Consider the following 17,862-nt stretch of genomic DNA (forward strand, 5'->3'; position numbering starts at 1 on the left):
GAAGTCATTGCTTCTTTGACGGGATGGCAATTCATTTTAGATGCCTTATCTGTAGCAGAACTTTAGGAAATTGGTATGAGATGGGGGGGTTACTGTGGCGATCGGGTGAAAGAAAATCGCTTGACACTTGTCCCCAAACCTGAATAGGCTGTTAACAATTGTATCTGGCTGGCTTTTGGGAAATCTCAAAGACAGTTGCTAAAAATCAAACGGATGTTAGAATTTTGCAAATTTCAATAAGTCTATAAAGTTTTAATCCCCTCGCGGGGAAAAGTGAATTGCGACTTTATTTTCACATTTTTGCTCAATCCTCGATTGCCTCAATACCAAGTTGCTTAAGTCGCTCAAGATGCTCCTTCATGGCTTTGAGCTGTTCTGGGGTGTGTCCCTGCCAATCTGTAACCTCACCACAAACCCGTAGCGGATTCCGAGAACGGTATGACTTTGTTGGGTTTCCAGGGAACTTCTTGTCCGTCAAATTGGGGTCATCTTCAATCGGACCAGTCGGCTGTACTATATAAATTCTGTCTGGTCCTTCGCCCAAGGCAAGTTCAGCTCCCCAAATAGCAGCATCCAAGGTGGCGGTTAGATAGACATAGGATGCCTTCTTCCTCTTACCGTAGTTTGAATTAAAGCCGGGTTCAATCAGGTCTCCCTGCTTCAGATTTGCCTTAGTGCCATGATAGAACCTTTGTGAACTTAGGTCTATTGACTTGTCCTCACTTCTGTTTGTGATCATTGTCGTTATATTCTTTGTGAATGTATTTTCTTTTACTACACCTCAGCAGGCTGTTTTTCTTGAGTCTTGAGCCACTCCGTTGCCGATTTCGATTCAGCCTGCGCTTTCTCCGACTGAGTAGCTAGCCACTCCTGATCAGCATTTTCATCACCACCAAAGGAAGCTAGGCATGGAGCAAGGCGGTGAGCCTTTTTCATCCAGACATCTTCAGGTGTTAAAGGTAACATCACCAAAAATCCCCCGCTACAGCATTACCGTAACGGAGGATTTTTGTCAACCTACAAAATCAACTTTCTTGCAGTTTGTTATTAGCTTCTGTCAATAGCAGCCACAGGCTCAAAACTCGGAACCACAATCTCACCATTCTGCTTAGTCAACTGGTTGTACAGTCTTTCAGTATTCGGGAAATTCGCAGCCGGCAGAGTCGGGAAGCGACGGTAAGGAACAGTATCCTCCCCAAACGCCTCGGCATATTCAACGCTGTTCAACATCGCGTTGATAAAGCCCTTAATCCCTTTACTTGCCAAGATTTGGTTGTAGGTCCGAATCTCCGCTTGATTGCGGGGAGCGCGGCCCAAGAAGTGCTTCGTTCCCAACTCAATCACCTTAGTATTGGGATAAGGTGCGTAGAACTGTTTGACGTACAGCGAGGAACAACCTAAACCTTCAATGAACTCCTTGAGATTGATTTCATTGTTGCCAAGTTTGCTTTCCAGCGCCGTGAATTCATTCTTCACAACGTAGGGATTCAAGTCGCGTTCAAAAACTTGACGGTAAGCAGCTTGAATTAAAGTTTTCAAAGCTACCTTGTCCGAAGTAGTCGTCAGCTTGAACACCTTAGTTTGTTCGCGCCGCTTGCTGACACCTTGAGCGAGGCTATTTTGTAACTCGAAATCGCCCCGATCGAGCGCAGTGCCGAGTTCGATAAACCGAGGAGTTTCTGGCGTCTGAGCTTGGACATTTTGCTCAGCGACGGAACCCGATCGCATCGTCCGCATCGACAAACCACCCGGAGTCACATAGCGCTCGTAGGGCACTGTATCTTCCCCGAAAGCTTCGTTGTACTCCGTGCTGTCCATGATGCTATCGACCAGCGCGTAGAAACCCTTCTTGGCGCAAATGTCAAAGTAAGCGTTCATTTCCTGGCGGCCATAGGTAGGGCGTCCCAGGAGTCGGCGGTGAATGTACTCGATCGCCTTACAAACGTAAAGCTTGCTCCAGTACATATTGCGGAACACGTCCGACTTCGCCAACATCCGAATAAACTCGCGCATCGGAATCTCGCCGTTTTCCAGCTTAATTTCCGCTACCTTTTGGCGCTGGCCGTCGAACACGTCGCGACCGAACACTTGCAGGTAAGCAGCCCGAATCACAGCTTGTGTGGAACTTTCGGTATATTTGACACTGGAAGCATTGCTGTAGCTGCTGGAGGCACCGCGGGCAGTTTTCTTGGAAGCAACATAGTTGCTCGGTAACTGGTCTAATTTAAAGACCTTGGGGCCCAGAGAACCAGGAGCAGCACCGCGAGCCGCCGGATTGCTCAACTGATTGTCAATCCCCGCACCTTGACGGATCAGGATACGGCGAGTGTCTTTGCCGAAGGGAGCCGGACGGCTCTTGGGGTTGCGAGTTTCTTTCGGGAAAATCGCGCCAAACTGAATTTCTAGGGGGTCATTGCCAACACCGTAAACGTGCTGGTCTGGCAGAGGCTGGTTGTAGCCGGCAAACAAGGTGATGAACTGAGGAACCTTGCGGAACGGAGCGCTGAAATTGAACAAATCAATTTGGGGGCCCCAGTTGCGACACTCCTGAGCTTCTTGGCCCAAACCGCGCAGGTAAGGCACTGTTTCTTCGCCGAAGTAATCGGAATATTCTTGCGAATAGACCATCGCGTCTACGAGGGCTGGCAGGCCACCTTTGCTGACGATCGCAAAATACTTGCTAAATTCCTCCCGCGAGCTCAAACCGCGACCTAGGAAGTGACGAGCGGCTAATTCTACAGCGCGGCTGTTGACAAACGGCTCGTAGAATTGCTGACGGTACAGAGGAGATTTGCCAAGACGGCGAATAAACTCTTTCATCGAGATTTCGCCATTTTTGACCTTGGATTCTAAGTCAGAAATGCTTTGGCTGTATGCGCGGGTAATATCGCGCTCAAATACTTGGCGGTAAGCTGCTTTAACTACTTCTTGCTTTTCCCCCGCAGACAGACCGGTTTTCATGACGAATTTCGATCGCCGCTCGGCTGCGTTGAAGTAGATTTGAGGCAGTTGCAAGCCTTGCTGGTCGTTGCTTTCGCGCTGCCGCACCTTGTCTGAAGGTGTGGGAGCTTTGAATTCGGTAATTGCTACGTCGAAATACTGTCCGACGATCGCCGCGGCCTCTGCATTATTTCTGAAATAGCCCAAAGATGCTGCCTTCATTTCCTGCATTGCCACAATTGTGGCCGCCGAAGAGCAAGCATTTTCGATGATTTCCCGCAATCCGCGCACGTTCACCGAAATAATGTTCGGGTCGCCAGCTACGATCGCGTAGGTGATGTAGCGCAAAAACCAGCTCAAGTCGCGCAGAGATTTGGTCATGTTGCCCGGGCCGTAGCGCGAGACATTGATCGGCTGAAATCCTGCTGGGATTGGGCCGCTGTAGCCGCCACCGTTGCCAGAAAATAGATTTCCTAGCCCCAAGAAACCGCCGCCACCGCCGTTGCCGCCAGAGCGGCTTTCTACGTAGGTGACATTTCCCAGTTTCATGCCTTCAGAGACATTCGCCGTACCGCCGCGAGCCGCGCCTGCTACAGCCATCGCAGGTTCTTGTGGTCTTTCCAAAAATGCCAGCGGGGAACCGCCGGTAAAAATCCGGTTGGCTGCGCGGGATACTATCAGTTCCGAGTTTTGGGTCAGCGTCGCAGAGATATCGATCCGAAGAGCCCCTGAACTGAAATAACTTGCCAGTTCGCTGAGTTCGCCCCGCTGTAGAAAGCGGTCTTGCTGTTCTGCTTGCGAAATTGTTGCGACCGGTACAGTTTGATATAGTTGCGGACGCGCAACCGAGCTTCCACCACTTGCTTTTACAGTCATTAGACTCTTTCGCTCCCTATCCAAATAGTTGCAGCATTTAACCCGACTAACCTTGCCTTCTCATGCAGGTCAAAGTAGGTATTTTTGCTTTGTTTACTTTTTGCCTTTACCTGTCACGAGGTTCGGGCGCGCTTACTTTCTTAGATTAAAATGTTTTGGTTTCATCTTTCTGCCAGCGGGGAAATGTCCGATCCGAAGGCAGGCACGGGGTACTCCCTCCGCTGCGCTCCGCCGGCATACCCGTGGAAAAAAAGACTCGGCAGGAGAGTTGCCTTTGGGCGATTGCAGCAAGTGCCGTGAATTAAGGGAAAAGAAAATCAAAAATTTTCTTCTGCCTTTTTCTGGATCTGTGACTTTCTGCGGAAAGACGCCTCCGCTTCACCCGAAAGCTCCGCGGTGGGTTATTGACAGTCCTCGTTTGTTAAAAAGCCTGCCGACATTTATTGTATAGATTTAAGAGAGCGTATATGAGAAAAAATGATAAGTTTTATTACGCAGAAGCTGTCAGGGCTTGGCTATCAGGGTTTAGTCGATCGCCCGATCCCTCTGTTTCAGGCTTGCCCAAGGCCAGCGAAGCGACTCTGTGGTTGCGAGTAACGCAGCAACAGAAGTGCATGGCCTAGCGCTGTTACCCCGTAGCTACTGACAACCAATCTCAAAACCCACGCCCTATTACCTCACCTATGGATACTACGCCTGATATCAGCGCTGCCGTGCGGCGGCTTTACGATACTTTCCCTTTCCCGCCCGATCCTTTGTCAGATGAACCGCCTCCTGGGTACAACTGGCGCTGGAGTTGGCCTGATGCTTACAATTTTTGCACCGGCCAAAAGCCGCCAAAACTCGATATTCGGATTTTAGATGCTGGCTGCGGCACTGGTTCGAGCACCGATTATCTGATTCACCTCAATCCTGAAGCTTCGGTGACGGCGATCGACCTGAGTGAAGGTGCTTTGAAAGTAGCACAAGAACGGTGTCGGCGATCGGGAGCGCGCGAAGCTGATTTTCGCCACCTCAGCCTGTACGATGCCGCCGAGTTAGAGGGCGAGTTTGATTTGATTAACTGCGTGGGCGTGCTGCACCACTTACCCGATCCGATCCGTGGCATTCAAGCGCTGGCGGCGAAGTTGGCCGAGGGCGGTTTGATGCACATTTTTGTGTATGCTGAGCTCGGACGCTGGGAAATTCAATTGATGCAAAGGGCGATCGCACTTCTCCAAGGCCCGCAAAAAGGTGACTATCCCGATGGTGTGAAAGTCGGCCGTCAAATCTTTGCTTCTTTACCAGAAAACAACCGTCTTGTCAAGTACGAAAAACAGCGTTGGGCAGGAGAAAATCAGCGGGACGAATGTTTTGCTGATATGTACGTTCACCCGCAGGAAATTGACTACAATATTGAGACTTTGTTCGAGTTAATTGACGCTTCGGGATTGGAATTTATTGGTTTTTCAAATCCGGGATATTGGCAGTTAGAAAGACTTTTGGGTAAAGCGCCGGAATTGATAGAAAGAGCTCAGGGTTTGACGGAACGGGAGCTTTATCGATTAATTGAATTGTTGGATACGGAAATCACTCATTACGAGTTTTTCTTGGGCAAAAAGCCTGTTAATAAAATTGATTGGTCGGACGATAAGGCTCTTTTGGCGGCAATTCCAGAGTTGAGTGGTTGTATGCACGGTTGGCCGAGTCAACAAGTGTTTGATTGCAACTACCAATTGCTCAATTTGTCAAGTGCGGAATTTGAGTTTTTGCAAGCTTGCAATACCAAAACTGTGGGAGAGATTTTGGCGGATGTGGAGATGGGATTGGATGAAGTGCGATCGATCTTATCAAAACAGCTAATTTTGCTAACACCGAAATTATAGGGCTTTTTCATTATTTGAACGAACCGCGAAGACGCCAAGAGCGCGAAGGAAGAACTGCATCTCTTTCTTTCTCTTCCTTCGCGTCCTTCGGGCCTTCGCGGTTCATTTTATCTTACTCAATTACTGACTCCCGGTAAAATCCGAAATGGATTGACACAGGCCCCCGTCTGCGGCTACGCTTTGAAGTTAGAGGTTGCTTTGCTTGTAGAGGAAGTAGCCCGCGTCGCCCAAAAATCTAGTTGCACTGCCCAAAGCTGCTGGTAACAGCAATGGACAGCTAACCGCCAAACTGATCAAAGCAGTCTGGAGGCTAACGGAGTATCTTAACATCCTCTGTAGCCGCCCTGCTATGTCTTGAAATGCGGGGCGGCTGGGTTTTTGGGTTTTTCTAGAAAACCCAAAACCAGGAGAACATATTATGTCACAGGAATTCTTGCCTGACGACAACAAATTTGCACGGCCAAATGACGACTCAGCAGCAGAATCGGAACAGGATGTGGTGTGTGTAACGGTGACAGGTTCGCCCAAGGGTGTCAGGGAAACCATACTCACCTTGTACCGCCTGGGATTTGCCGAAACCGGCGATTGGAGTCCCGTACAGCGTGCAGCTAATCCGAAGCAAGTGATGAGTGTGCTGATTCGCCGTCGGAAGCGCAAAGCGTAGGTGTTTGCTCGTTCCCAGGCTAGAGCCTGGGAACACATTCCATGAGCATCTGCCTCCTGTTTTTATTTTTATCCGTTAGCGAGGCAGAGCCTCTGGATCTCGGTTCTCAGGCTACAGCCTGGGAACCAGTTAATAAGACAAATATCACGCACGTTATTTTACTAAATCAGGATAAGAGCATATCCTGATTTAGAGGCTGAAACATCTATAAATCAAGCTAGGCGGGGATACTCCAATATCCCCGCCTAAGCCCTGTAACCCTTATAGCTACTTCATGTTATAAGTATCCTACTTAGGATTTATAACTTCCATATTGTTTAATTCCTCTGACTTACTTTTCCAACCTTCTTGATAGGCTAACTCTCGATCCTCCTTAGAAGTCTGTGACTTATTAATATCTTCTTCAAGACGTTTATTCTCAAGTGTATCTAATAGTTCTTCATATTTCTTTTTGTAAGAATCTTCATTATCATTTGGAATCTCTCCAGAACTAATAAAAAGAAGCATACAATCCACCCATCCCATTATATGAATAAAAACTTCCTCTGGAGTTTTATAGGGTGTAGTTTTATATTCTCTAAACTTACCTCCAGCCACAGAATAATCTTTGGATACGACATTTCCTGCTACTATTGGTTTATAGGAAAGCTTTCCGCAGTAAGAGTTTAGACTGAGTGGTTCAAAGTCAACAGTGCCTTCATAATAACGAGGTTGAGGAATACTCATAACAAAATACCTTAAGAGACAAACGTTTTCTATTGTAGTACATCAAATGTTTATGTGGCTACTTAACACAAAAAGCTAGACCAACACAACCCCGAACCACTCCGAACCGCTACTTTTTCACACTCCGAACCGCTTCAACCGCGCTGTGACCGCTCCGACCGAGGCAGCCATACCACACACGCTTAAGGTACTAAAAATGTTAATTTGAGGGTTTATAAATGACTAATTTTTAATTTTTTTATAGGTGTGTTCGAGATCAAATATTTCTTTTTCAGTGATTTAGAATCACCTAGTAATTCAAGTAATGATTCCTTATAAATTCTATCTATATCTTCAGGGTTTACATTTACTCCTACGGTTAACCCATCGCCTATAAACGCTCTAAAAAGAAACAACAACTTAACAAAATAAGGAGGATGAATTAATACGAGAGCATTCTGATTAAAAAAACCTTTAAAAAACCATATATTAAGCCATTTACTAAAAAATTCAGATAAATTATCACTAAAAATATGTTCTTGGGGTTTGAGAATTATATTTTTTGGTTGAGCTATAATATTCTGAGTTACAAAATACTCAGGTAAAGGTTCCCATTTAATAGTCCTATCTGTCGTTAAATGAAAAATTGCAACAATTGACATATTGTGCAATATATTCAAATATTCACCCTCTTTATTTTCATGCCAACTAATGCTGATTTTTTCTCAAGGTCTTCTTGCTATTGGTTTGTAAACTATATGACGCCATTTGCCTTGTTCTTTAGGACGGCACAAATAATACTCTAACTCTACTTTTTCTAAAACTTCAGCTTCATCACTTATGCCATACCAAGCTTTAAAAAAGCTGCTGTAAGGAGTATGTATTTTCACCATCTTAGGCTTAATCGTTTCTATTTCTGAGTTAGTTTGTTCTGGTAGTAAAACCTCTGTAATATTATCGCCATTAGAATCAGTTAAAATTTTTCCTCGTTGATATTCTTCTCCCAACTTAATATAATTTATTAATTCAATGACTTTAGTAAAAACTTTATCCGAATCATTATCAATAAAAATGTTTTTATTAAAAATAAACACATAGTAAAGGATTTTTCTTAAGATATTTTCATTAACAGGCAGGCACAAATAAAGAACTATATTTGAAAAAAAGTTACACTGACTTTGAGATGATTTATTATGATACAAATTTAATGAGATATTTTTAATATCATTTCTCTTCTTATAAAACGTAGTTAGCCATACATTAATATCTATATTATATTCAACAACCAATTGTTCACCTCTTTTTATACGATATTCAAGCTCGGGATTACTAATCTTTTCAAAGTAAGTTATCCCTTCGTTAAGGATATCTTGAATTTTATTCTGAAACTTTTCTAAACTTTGCTTTTTCCCCTCTGAATCATTATATTGTGAACTTGTATTACTCTCGGTTCTCTCATGACAATCATTTTTCCCTGTATCTTTATAATGTGAAAAATGAGCCGATCTTCTCACACCTAAATTATTTAAATCACTTCCCTTCTTAAAAAAAACACTTTCATTACACAGATAACAAGTTAGATATAAAACATCATAGGATTGATAATCAATTGCATCGTCATCCGCTGTAAAAAATTTATTTAAGGACATGGAAAAAGCAGTTTTCATAAAAATTAAATAGTTATTTTTATTGATTAATTTATAAGATTTGTATATCCAGAACATCAAGTCCCTATAATAACATATCTATATTAAACGTCAACTATTGACATAAGGAAGACCCATAAAATCAGATGAACTATATCTGTAAGACGGTTTCTGCATTTATTCAGCCATGACGCAACCACGCTAAACAGACCACACTAGACCCGCCACACTCCCACCGCTCCGACCGTGCCACCCCCTCCCACCACATCCAGTTTTTAAAAAAGCTGTGGGTTATGACGTGCAAGTGTGAAGCAAAAAAGCTAGACCGCCACCGCTCCAATCCGATCGCTCCGACCGTGGCAACCTTGCCAGACGTTAGACCCACGCTAGACCCGCAAACTTTGCCTGTGATGCAACTCTGCCAGCCTTGCTACTGCCACAGGTAATCATCCCAAAACCCGCTAGACCCCGCCAGATGGTGCATTTTGTAGCCTTGCTTGTGGTGTCGGGGCGATCGCCCCCTGTCGATCGGACTGCCGCCAATTTTGGAGTCTTATTGGTGGAAAACCCTACTAAATTCGGCAGACATCAAAGCCTGTCTTGCTTTTGCCGCAAACCATGAGAAAACTGATCCGCCTTGGCTACTTTCAACGTCAGGGTTCTTTTTTTATCCCTACTTGCTCAAACCTGAAATCCTGACCTAAACAAACCAGGATTATTTGCCGTTATAATTACGCTTATTAGTACAAAATATTGCTTTATGAACTACCACTCAATAATCCACTGAAAATGATGAAAGAAGATACCATTAACATCGTTGGTTTTCATGGACATATTTACTTCGACGCTGATAATCGCGATGCCGCAGCGCGTGTACGAGAAGGATTGACTCAGTTTGAGGTGCAGCTTGGGCGTTGGCATGACAAACCCATTGGCCCCCACCCCCAAGCAATGTATCAAGTTGCATTTTTACCAGACCAATTTGGCAAAGTGGTTCCCTGGTTAATGCTGAATCGTGAGGGGCTCAATATTCTCATTCACCCTGAAACAGGCGACGATGTGGCAGACCACACGAAACATTCTTTGTGGCTAGGAGAGAAACTAGAGTTGAATGTCGAATTCCTGCGACCTAGGACAGGCAACGCCAGCTTATGATCGATCCGCGCCCAAGGCGAGGGCGTTACTTCAGACTGACTTATCGCTGACAAGAGATAATTAGCCGCCGATTTGAGACATTGTGCGGCGACTATAATTTCCTGTATTTATTAATAATAGTTATAATATCCTTAACAAATGACTGAATAAATGTATGAAAATTAGAGCAATCATCCATCCCGCAGAAGAAGGTGGCTATTGGGCTGAAGTTCCCGCACTTCCTGGGTGCATTACCGAAGGAGATACTATGGAAGAAGTGATAGCTAATTTAAAAGATGCGATGGTCGGTTGGCTCGATGTTGCTAATAGTCATGAAGCAATCGCGTAGCCTCGATATTTACCCCACTCTATCCAAGCTGATGCCATCAGTTTTACCCTTCCCCTTTGTTCCGGTTTAATGGGATTTTCACCCGTAATTTCATTCAATGCAGCTAACCAGTAAAGGGGATTTTTTTTCAGTTCCGATAGCAACAGCGGTACGACTTGAAAACCCATATTAATAATTTCCTGATATGCAGGATGCTGAGACATTTGAGCTGTCGAAGACATTCCCCCAACTTCACTTTCCCATTCCGTAGCAAGAGTATAAAATTTGTCAATTACCTCGATCGCAATTTCAGCATTTTGATTGCAAATATCTCGATCGGTATTTGCTGCGGGATTTTCTCGTTGCGCGATCGAGCTTTCAATGCTCATCAAGATTAATTCTTCGATCGATACATTCATCTCGGCAGCAACTTTTTGTAGCTTCAGAATCAGCACGTCTGAAATGGCGATCGAGATGGTGTTCATCTGACTTACAAAATTGGATGATGTCTTAAGTGTACCAAATAAATTATCGATACAGAGTTGACAAAGATCGATCGCCCATTTTTGCCCCAGTACCTGAAGCGCAGCTATCCCGTAGGGAATCGCCCCTCTGGCCCACATAACAAAAAGAGCGATCGACGAAGGGTTGTTCACCCGCCGATTTGAGACATTGTGCGGCTGTAATTTCCTTGAGTAGTTCCCGAATCTCGCTGCTTGAAATTAATCTCCGGTTTAATCTCTAATATGTGCCGCACTCGATCGCGCAATTCGCTTGTAGACACCCCATTCCGTAAAGCAGTTTTTAAGTCAATTTGACCAGTTTCGTTCAGCAGACAAGGCCGCAGCCACCCGTCAGCAGACAAACGCATCCGGTTGCAGCGATCGCAAAAACACTCGGACATTTGGCTGATAAAGCCTAAAGTGCCCTTCGCCCCCGGAATTTGAAACACATCCGCCGGGCCATTTCCGCGAACTCCCGACTCGGCTAACCCGTATTTGTCGTTAATTTGTTGCCGTAATTCGGCTGAGGCTACCCAACCTTTATCGCCAAATAAATCCCCATTCCCGATCGGCATAAACTCAATAAAACGAACGTGCCAATTACGGTTAATTGTTAACGCCGCTAAATCCAATATTTCGCCGTCATTCACACCGGGAATTACCACAACATTCAGTTTCAGCGGGTCGAATCCAGCTTGATAAGCCGCTTGAATTCCCTCCCAAACCTGCGTCCACCGCGATCGTCCCCGACTGCCAATTATTTTATCAAAAGTCTCCGGTTCCAAGGAATCCAAACTAATATTAATCCGGCGCAAACCAGCATTGTAGAGATTTTCCGCCATTCCCGCCAGCAAAAAGCCGTTGGTTGTCATTGACAAATCTCGCGTTTCCGGCAAAGATGCGATCGACCTCACCAATTCCACCACCCCAGGCCGCAGCAGCGGTTCCCCACCAGTCAACCGAAACTTGGTAAATCCCACGGGTATAAAAACTTCCCGCAGCAGAGTTAGCAATTCCGAGTGAGTTAACAACTGCTGCTGCAATACATAGTCCAACTCGCTACCTTCCGGCATACAGTAGAGACAGCGGAAGTTGCAGCGGTCTATCAAGCTAATCCGAAGGTAGTCTACGGCATCCATGTCAATAGTTTGTAATATTATTTAATTATAAATGGCGATCGCATTTTCTGCAATTATTGATAGAAAGCAAAAAACCTGCATCGATTTCTCTCTTTTCTCTTACTCTGTGCTCTCTGCGTCCTCTGCGGTTAATAAAAAAAATCTAGTTTGCAAGTCTATACATCTATGACATTCTTTGAATTTGAAGCTGATTTTGTCGAAGCTTTGCGCTGCATCCCGATGCAAGTACGTCTCAAGTTAGATACTTGCGGCATTAAATTGAAGTTGCAGGATTGGAATCATTTTAACCAAGCAGAACGGCAAAGTCTTGTAGAGTTATCTTGCTTGACAGAAGCAGAAATTATTGATTACCGAGAAAAGCTAAATCAAATATTAATTCAACAGACAGGCAAACCGGGAACTGATTTGGCTGTTGATGAAAATCCCCCGTGGATGGATGCTGCAACTGTACCGGAGTCGGTTTCTGCAAAAGCGCAAGAGCTCGGCGTGACAATTTCTTTGGCCCAGTGGGCGAGTTTGCAGCCTCTACAGCGATTTGCTTTGATTAAGCTTAGTCGATCGAGCCACGAGAATAAAAATTTCATCCCGGCGCTTCAAGAGTTTAAGGTTATTGAATGATATCGAATTTGAATTAACTCTTGTAGGGCGCAGAGGCAGACAAGGGAGAGTTACCTCATCGATTCGCGCGATCGTCCTCTGTACCCTCTCACTAAGTGAGACTTACTTAGTGAGAGGCAAGAGAACAATATGTAAAAAAGTGTTATCTGGCGGTGGAAGATTTAGGGTAAGGTCGATCGGACATTTAACGGCTTGAGGTTTCCGAAGCGCCAGACACCAAATTCCGAAAATATGATTAATTTTATTTTAAGTATTGTTACCGCAGCGTGGTATGATTTTTCTGAGTTTGCAAAGCACTCGCCTGCTACCTGCATTAGTTTCTGAGCTTCGTGAACACGCAAAACACACCCACCGAACCCGCAGCAGCAAACGAGGATATTCCTCAAGCTGGCACAGTCTCGACAGTTTCGACAGCTTCGTCCGAGACAAGCAATCCCATGCAAGACTTTTATCGCCTCCAACAAGAGTTGTTGGCGTACACCCTTGCTTTTACGGCGATTATTTTTATCTCCGTTTGGATTTTTTACTCCCTCAACATTGCCCTGAATTATTTGCTTGGGGCGAGCACAGGTGTGGTTTACTTAAAGATGTTGGCTAGAGACGTTGAACGAATCGGCAGCCAAAATCAACGCATCAGCAAGACACGGCTCGGTGTGTTTTTAGCGGTGATGATAGTAGGAACACAGTGGAATCAGCTACAGATTTTACCGATATTTTTGGGATTTCTGACTTACAAAGCTGCGCTGTTGGTTTACGTGATCCGAAGTGCATTAGCACTAGACTACAGGTAAGTCAGGCAATTCGAGCAAAACTCAACTCATCGATTTGTATGGGGAAGCCCGTTGAATGGCAATGCTTGACGTTCTAAACACCTTTAATCGTTTCCCCCTCGCCGAATTGGAAGTTGGCCAGCAGTTGTACTGGCAACTCGGCAATCTGAAAGTGCACGGGCAGGTTTTTCTAACCTCGTGGTTTGTAATTGCTGTTTTAGTCGTAGTTTCGATTTTAGGAACCCGCAAAATCCAGCGAATTCCCAGCGGAATGCAAAATTTTATGGAGTATGCGCTGGAATTTATTCGGGACTTGGCTAAAAACCAAATTGGGGAAAAAGAATATCGCCCTTGGGTACCGTTTATTGGTACATTATTTCTGTTCATCTTTGTGTCAAACTGGTCTGGCGCTCTAATTCCTTGGAAGCTAATTAAGCTGCCATCAGGCGAATTGGGAGCTCCTACCGCTGACATCAATACGACGGTAGCATTTGCACTGCTGACTTCTCTAGCATATTTTTATGCAGGTCTCAGCAAAAGCGGCTTGGGGTATTTCGCCCACTATGTTGAACCGGTGCCTTTCATGTTGCCGTTCAAAATCATAGAAGATTTCACTAAGCCTCTGTCCCTAAGTTTCCGTTTGTTTGGTAACATTCTTGCGGACGAATTGGTGGTCGGAGTGCTAGTGTTGCTAGTGCCTTTATTTGTTCCTCTGCCAGTGATGGTTCTGGGACTATTTACCAGTGCAATTCAAGCTTTGATTTTTGCAACCTTAGCCGCAGCCTACATAGGTGAAGCTCTAGAAGGCGGTCACGGCGAAGAACACCACGATTAACTAACGATAAACGGCGAAGAATGAAGGAGGAAAAAGAAAAATTCTGAACTCAAACTTACTCCCGTTAAATCGGACAATTCTGTAGACTATCTGTTCTCAATTTTGTACTTTAGATAAGGAAAATCATCATGAACCCAACAGTTGCTGCCGCTTCCGTAATTGCCGCCGCTTTGGCAGTAGGTTTAGCTGCAATCGGCCCTGGCATCGGTCAAGGAAATGCAGCAGGTCAGGCTGTAGAAGGGATTGCCCGTCAGCCGGAAGCAGAAGGTAAAATTCGCGGCACCTTGCTGTTGAGTTTGGCGTTCATGGAAGCGCTCACAATTTACGGTTTGGTCGTAGCCCTAGTGCTGCTGTTTGCCAACCCCTTCGCATAATAATTTGAAATTTTAGATTTGAGGTTTTGGCGATTCTAATCCAAAATCTCAAATCTAAAATCGATTAAGCGAATTAGATGGAAGCCGTCAAAAAATCATGATGCACTGGACAGTATTACTAGCAGTTGAAGAAGCGGCTAAGGAAGGGGGACTGTTTGATATAGATGCTACGCTGCCTCTGATGGCGGTGCAGTTTTTAATTCTAGTCGCAGTCTTGAATGTAATTTTTTACAAGCCGCTCAGCAAGTCAATTGACGATCGCGCCGATTACATTCGCAACACTCAAGTCTCCGCCCAAGAACGCTTGGCAAAAGCTCAGCAACTAGCGCAGCAGTACGAGCAAAAACTGGGAGAAACTCGCAAACAGTCTCAATCAGTAATTGCTGCTGCTCAAGCTGATGCCCAAAAAATTGGGGCAGCCAAAGTAGCTGAGGCTCAACAAGAAGCTCAAGTCGCGCGAGAAAAGGCTGGGCAAGAAATAGAGCAGCAAAAGCAAGAAGCAATGCGCTCACTAGAACAACAAGTAGACGCGCTCAGCGGCCAAATTCTCGAAAAGCTATTAGGGCAGTCGCTGGCCAAATAGCGAGACCGAAGAGTTTTAGATTTTTGATGGAATCTTAAATCTAAAATCGCTTCACCCAATCTGCACGCGCAATTATGGAAGAGTATCATGGGGACTGTTTTATTGCTAGCCACAGAAGCTAGCGGCGAAGGTGGTTTCGGTTTAAATTTCGATATTTTAGAAACCAACCTGATTAACCTGGTCATTATTATTGCAGTGCTGTTTTATTTCGGGCGCGGATTTGTAGGTAAAATCCTGACTGAGAGGCGTTCGGGCATCCAAGAGGCGATTCAAGAAGCAGAAAAACGCCAAAAAGATGCAGCAGCAGCTCTAGCAGAGCAACAGCAAAAATTGACTCAAGCGCAAGCAGAAGCGGAACGAATTCGGGCCGCGGCTGAAGAAACTGCCAAGAAAGCAAAAGAAGCAATTCTAGCTCAGGCAGCGCAAGACGTTGAAAGAATGAGAGCAACAGCAGGTCAAGAGTTGGAAGCGGAGCGGGAAAGAGCGATCGCCCAACTGCGATCGGCGGTTGTATCTCTGGCATTAGCAAAGGTGGAAAGCCAGCTAAAAACTAGCTTAGACGATAGCGCTCAACACCAATTAATCGATCGCAGCATTGCGTTACTGGGAGGCTAAAACGTGAGTACAGTCAGCACAGAAGTCTTACAGCCTTACGCATCTGCCTTGATGTCACTGGCTCAGTCCAGCAATCTCTCAGAGAAGTTTGGCGAAGATATTCGTTCCTTGCTGAGCCTGCTAGAAGGTTCGGAAGACTTGCGTCAATTTTTAGCCAATCCGCTGGTAAAACCGGATGCTAAAAAAGCCGTGATTCAGCAAATAGCGGGTGAAGAAATGAACCCCTTGATGCACAGCTTTCTGAAGCTATTAGTAGACAAAGGAAGAATTCTTTTTTTAGAAGGAATTGGCAAACAATACTTGGCAAGGCTCCGAGAACTCAACCAAACAGTATTGGCTGAAGTTACATCGGCAGTCCCGCTTTCAGACGCTCAACAGCAGACTGTGCGCGAGAAAGTGCAGGCGATGACCAGCGCTAGTCAAGTAGAAATTGAAACCAAAATAGACGCAGATTTAATCGGCGGTGTGGTAATCAAAGTAGGCTCTCAAGTAATTGATGCCAGCCTGCGGGGACAATTGCGCCGTCTGGGAATTCGCTTGAACTCCTGATTTAACGAAGCAGGAGGAAGGAAGAAGGAAGCAGGAAAAAGGAAGCAGGAAGAATCAAACAGGAAGCAGGAATAAATTAATTTCTGTTTTTGAGTTGTTAGTCCCAAATTCTTACTACCAAATCCCTATTCTTTCTTGCGGAAAACATCGACAGACAACTAACAACTGACAACTGACACATAATAACTAACATGGCAGCAATCAGACCTGACGAAATTAGCAGCATTATTCGCCAGCAAATTGAGCAGTACGACCAAGACGTAAAAGTCTCTAACGTCGGTACTGTTCTCCAAGTAGGCGACGGCATTGCTCGGATTTATGGCTTGGATAAAGCCATGTCTGGAGAATTGCTAGAATTTGCCGACGGCACCGTGGGTATTGCACTGAACCTGGAACAAGATAACGTCGGTGCAGTGTTGATGGGTCAAGGCCTCGGCATTCAAGAAGGTTCGGCAGTTACTGCTACTGGCAGAATTGCTGAAGTCCCCGTTGGTGAAGCAATGTTGGGACGGGTAGTTGATGCTTTGGCCCGTCCGATTGACGGCAAAGGAGAAATTAAAACTACTGAATCTCGCTTGATTGAATCTCCGGCACCGGGGATTGTTTCTCGCCGTTCTGTTTACGAACCCATGCAAACAGGAATTACCGCTATTGATGCGATGATTCCGGTGGGAAGAGGACAACGGGAACTGATTATCGGTGACAGACAAACCGGTAAAACTGCGATCGCGATCGACACGATTATTAACCAAAAATCGGAAAACGTGATCTGCGTTTACGTAGCGATCGGTCAAAAAGCTTCTACAGTAGCTAACATCGTCAACGTCCTGCAAGAAAAGGGCGCGATGGACTACACGATCGTAGTAGCAGCCAACGCTAGCGACCCCGCAACCCTGCAATACTTGGCTCCCTACACAGGTGCTAGCTTAGCCGAGTATTTCATGTACAAAGGCAAGCACACTTTGGTCATTTACGATGACCTTTCCAAACAAGCACAAGCTTATCGCCAAATGTCTCTGTTGCTGCGCCGTCCTCCCGGTCGCGAAGCTTATCCCGGAGACGTGTTTTACCTGCACTCTCGCTTGCTAGAACGCGCTGCTAAATTGAGCGACGATTTGGGCGAAGGCAGCATGACTGCTTTGCCAATTATCGAAACCCAAGCTGGTGACGTTTCTGCTTACATTCCGACGAACGTAATTTCGATTACCGACGGTCAAATCTTCCTTTCTTCTGACTTGTTTAACGCTGGTTTGCGTCCGGCAGTAAACCCCGGTATTTCGGTATCGCGGGTAGGTTCGGCGGCTCAAACTAAGGCGATGAAAAAAGTAGCCGGTAAGGTGAAACTGGAATTGGCACAGTTTGAAGAACTGGCAGCATTTTCTCAGTTTGCTTCTGACTTGGATAAAGCTACTCAGAATCAATTGTCGCGCGGTCAGCGCTTGCGGGAACTGTTGAAACAGCCCCAAAGTTCGCCTCTGCCGATGAACGAACAAGTTGCTGTAATCTATGCCGGTATTAACGGCTATATGGATGACATTCCTGTGGAAAAAGTCAGCAAGTTTACTGTTGGTTTGCGCGACTATTTGCGGACTAGCAAGCCGAAGTACGGTGAAATTGTTCAAGGCGGAAAAGCTTTGACTGATGAAGCTGAAAAGCTGCTGAAAGAAGGCATCACTGAATACAAGCAAAGTTTTCTAGTTTCTGCGTAGTAGACAAGT

Annotated in this window: 22 protein-coding genes; 13 read left to right on the forward strand and 9 right to left on the reverse strand. The window is 45.4% G+C overall.

Translation table 11 applies throughout. The features are described 5' to 3' along the window. Window positions 1-304 precede the first annotated feature (304 nt). The 3 genes from arr to QUB25_RS13275 all read right to left on the reverse strand — a co-directional run bounded on the left by arr (window position 305) and on the right by QUB25_RS13275 (window position 3,816). A complete protein-coding gene (gene arr / locus QUB25_RS13265; RefSeq protein WP_333063817.1) occupies window positions 305-739 on the reverse strand; it encodes an NAD(+)--rifampin ADP-ribosyltransferase in 435 nt (144 codons plus the stop codon). A gap of 35 nt (window positions 740-774) precedes the next feature. Continuing rightward, window positions 775-969, reverse strand: a complete 195-nt coding sequence (locus QUB25_RS13270; RefSeq protein ID WP_333183680.1) for a hypothetical protein — start codon at window positions 967-969, stop codon at window positions 775-777. Window positions 970-1,047: 78 nt separating this feature from the next. Then, window positions 1,048-3,816 (reverse strand): phycobilisome rod-core linker polypeptide, encoded by a 2,769-nt coding sequence (locus QUB25_RS13275; RefSeq protein ID WP_333183681.1) that lies wholly within the window; start codon window positions 3,814-3,816, stop codon window positions 1,048-1,050. A 467-nt stretch (window positions 3,817-4,283) separates the two neighbouring features. Here QUB25_RS13275 and QUB25_RS13280 point away from each other — a divergent pair, with 467 nt between their 5' ends. Beyond that, window positions 4,284-4,439: a hypothetical protein gene (locus tag QUB25_RS13280; protein WP_333183682.1), complete on the forward strand. Its 156-nt coding sequence runs from the start codon at window positions 4,284-4,286 to the stop codon at window positions 4,437-4,439. 60 nt (window positions 4,440-4,499) lie between these two features. Further along, complete coding sequence (locus tag QUB25_RS13285; protein ID WP_333183683.1) at window positions 4,500-5,681, forward strand: class I SAM-dependent methyltransferase; 1,182 nt, start codon at window positions 4,500-4,502, stop codon at window positions 5,679-5,681. 186 nt (window positions 5,682-5,867) lie between these two features. On the opposite strand, the gene QUB25_RS13290 is transcribed toward QUB25_RS13285, so the two are convergent. Then, the gene (locus QUB25_RS13290; RefSeq protein WP_333183684.1) at window positions 5,868-6,011 is read right to left on the reverse strand and encodes a hypothetical protein; all 144 of its coding nucleotides are present in this window, start codon (window positions 6,009-6,011) and stop codon (window positions 5,868-5,870) included. 88 nt (window positions 6,012-6,099) lie between these two features. Here QUB25_RS13290 and QUB25_RS13295 point away from each other — a divergent pair, with 88 nt between their 5' ends. Beyond that, window positions 6,100-6,345, forward strand: a complete 246-nt coding sequence (locus QUB25_RS13295; RefSeq protein WP_333183685.1) for a hypothetical protein — start codon at window positions 6,100-6,102, stop codon at window positions 6,343-6,345. 288 nt (window positions 6,346-6,633) lie between these two features. Here the strand turns inward: QUB25_RS13295 and QUB25_RS13300 are convergent, their stop codons facing one another. The 3 genes from QUB25_RS13300 to QUB25_RS13310 form a co-directional block, all read right to left on the reverse strand. Beyond that, window positions 6,634-7,071 carry a hypothetical protein gene (locus QUB25_RS13300; protein ID WP_333183686.1) on the reverse strand — a complete coding sequence of 146 codons (438 nt, stop codon included), beginning with the start codon at window positions 7,069-7,071 and terminating at the stop codon, window positions 6,634-6,636. Between the two features lie 212 nt (window positions 7,072-7,283). After that, on the reverse strand, window positions 7,284-7,712 hold the full coding sequence (locus tag QUB25_RS13305) for a hypothetical protein (protein WP_333183687.1): 429 nt from the start codon (window positions 7,710-7,712) through the stop codon (window positions 7,284-7,286). Window positions 7,713-7,775: 63 nt separating this feature from the next. Beyond that, on the reverse strand, window positions 7,776-8,717 hold the full coding sequence (locus tag QUB25_RS13310; protein WP_333183688.1) for a hypothetical protein: 942 nt from the start codon (window positions 8,715-8,717) through the stop codon (window positions 7,776-7,778). 768 nt (window positions 8,718-9,485) lie between these two features. On the opposite strand from QUB25_RS13310, the gene QUB25_RS13315 reads away from it, so the two are divergent. Beyond that, window positions 9,486-9,851, forward strand: coding sequence for a DOPA 4,5-dioxygenase family protein (locus QUB25_RS13315; protein WP_333183689.1), 366 nt, complete (start codon window positions 9,486-9,488; stop codon window positions 9,849-9,851). Between the two features lie 154 nt (window positions 9,852-10,005). Then, a complete protein-coding gene (locus tag QUB25_RS13320; RefSeq protein ID WP_333154057.1) occupies window positions 10,006-10,179 on the forward strand; it encodes a type II toxin-antitoxin system HicB family antitoxin in 174 nt (57 codons plus the stop codon). Here QUB25_RS13320 and QUB25_RS13325 read toward each other — a convergent pair. Then, complete coding sequence (locus QUB25_RS13325; RefSeq protein WP_333183690.1) at window positions 10,161-10,814, reverse strand: hypothetical protein; 654 nt, start codon at window positions 10,812-10,814, stop codon at window positions 10,161-10,163. The genes QUB25_RS13320 and QUB25_RS13325 overlap by 19 nt on opposite strands. Continuing rightward, on the reverse strand, window positions 10,811-11,800 hold the full coding sequence (moaA, locus tag QUB25_RS13330) for a GTP 3',8-cyclase MoaA (RefSeq protein ID WP_333183691.1): 990 nt from the start codon (window positions 11,798-11,800) through the stop codon (window positions 10,811-10,813). Before moaA ends, QUB25_RS13325 begins: the two co-directional genes overlap by 4 nt. A 165-nt stretch (window positions 11,801-11,965) precedes the next feature. On the opposite strand from moaA, the gene QUB25_RS13335 reads away from it, so the two are divergent. The 8 genes from QUB25_RS13335 to atpA all read left to right on the forward strand — a co-directional run bounded on the left by QUB25_RS13335 (window position 11,966) and on the right by atpA (window position 17,853). Beyond that, on the forward strand, window positions 11,966-12,418 hold the full coding sequence (locus QUB25_RS13335) for a nitrate reductase associated protein (RefSeq protein WP_333183692.1): 453 nt from the start codon (window positions 11,966-11,968) through the stop codon (window positions 12,416-12,418). Window positions 12,419-12,747: 329 nt separating this feature from the next. After that, window positions 12,748-13,209 (forward strand): ATP synthase subunit I, encoded by a 462-nt coding sequence (locus QUB25_RS13340; RefSeq protein WP_006631103.1) that lies wholly within the window; start codon window positions 12,748-12,750, stop codon window positions 13,207-13,209. A 55-nt stretch (window positions 13,210-13,264) separates the two neighbouring features. After that, on the forward strand, window positions 13,265-14,023 hold the full coding sequence (gene atpB / locus QUB25_RS13345) for a F0F1 ATP synthase subunit A (protein WP_333071398.1): 759 nt from the start codon (window positions 13,265-13,267) through the stop codon (window positions 14,021-14,023). 128 nt (window positions 14,024-14,151) lie between these two features. Next, entirely contained in the window at window positions 14,152-14,397 is a 246-nt protein-coding gene (gene atpE, locus QUB25_RS13350) for an ATP synthase F0 subunit C (protein ID WP_006631105.1), read from the forward strand. A 97-nt stretch (window positions 14,398-14,494) separates the two neighbouring features. Further along, on the forward strand, window positions 14,495-14,980 hold the full coding sequence (locus QUB25_RS13355; protein ID WP_006631106.1) for a F0F1 ATP synthase subunit B': 486 nt from the start codon (window positions 14,495-14,497) through the stop codon (window positions 14,978-14,980). Window positions 14,981-15,067: 87 nt separating this feature from the next. Continuing rightward, on the forward strand, window positions 15,068-15,595 hold the full coding sequence (locus QUB25_RS13360) for a F0F1 ATP synthase subunit B (RefSeq protein WP_006631107.1): 528 nt from the start codon (window positions 15,068-15,070) through the stop codon (window positions 15,593-15,595). A 3-nt stretch (window positions 15,596-15,598) separates the two neighbouring features. Beyond that, a complete protein-coding gene (gene atpH, locus QUB25_RS13365; RefSeq protein ID WP_333183693.1) occupies window positions 15,599-16,144 on the forward strand; it encodes an ATP synthase F1 subunit delta in 546 nt (181 codons plus the stop codon). 191 nt (window positions 16,145-16,335) lie between these two features. After that, window positions 16,336-17,853: a F0F1 ATP synthase subunit alpha gene (atpA, locus tag QUB25_RS13370; protein ID WP_333037344.1), complete on the forward strand. Its 1,518-nt coding sequence runs from the start codon at window positions 16,336-16,338 to the stop codon at window positions 17,851-17,853. Window positions 17,854-17,862: the final 9 nt, after the last annotated feature.

It is taken from the genome of Microcoleus sp. B3-D7 (assembly GCF_036705305.1).
Taxonomy (GTDB): Bacteria; Cyanobacteriota; Cyanobacteriia; order Cyanobacteriales; family Microcoleaceae; genus Microcoleus.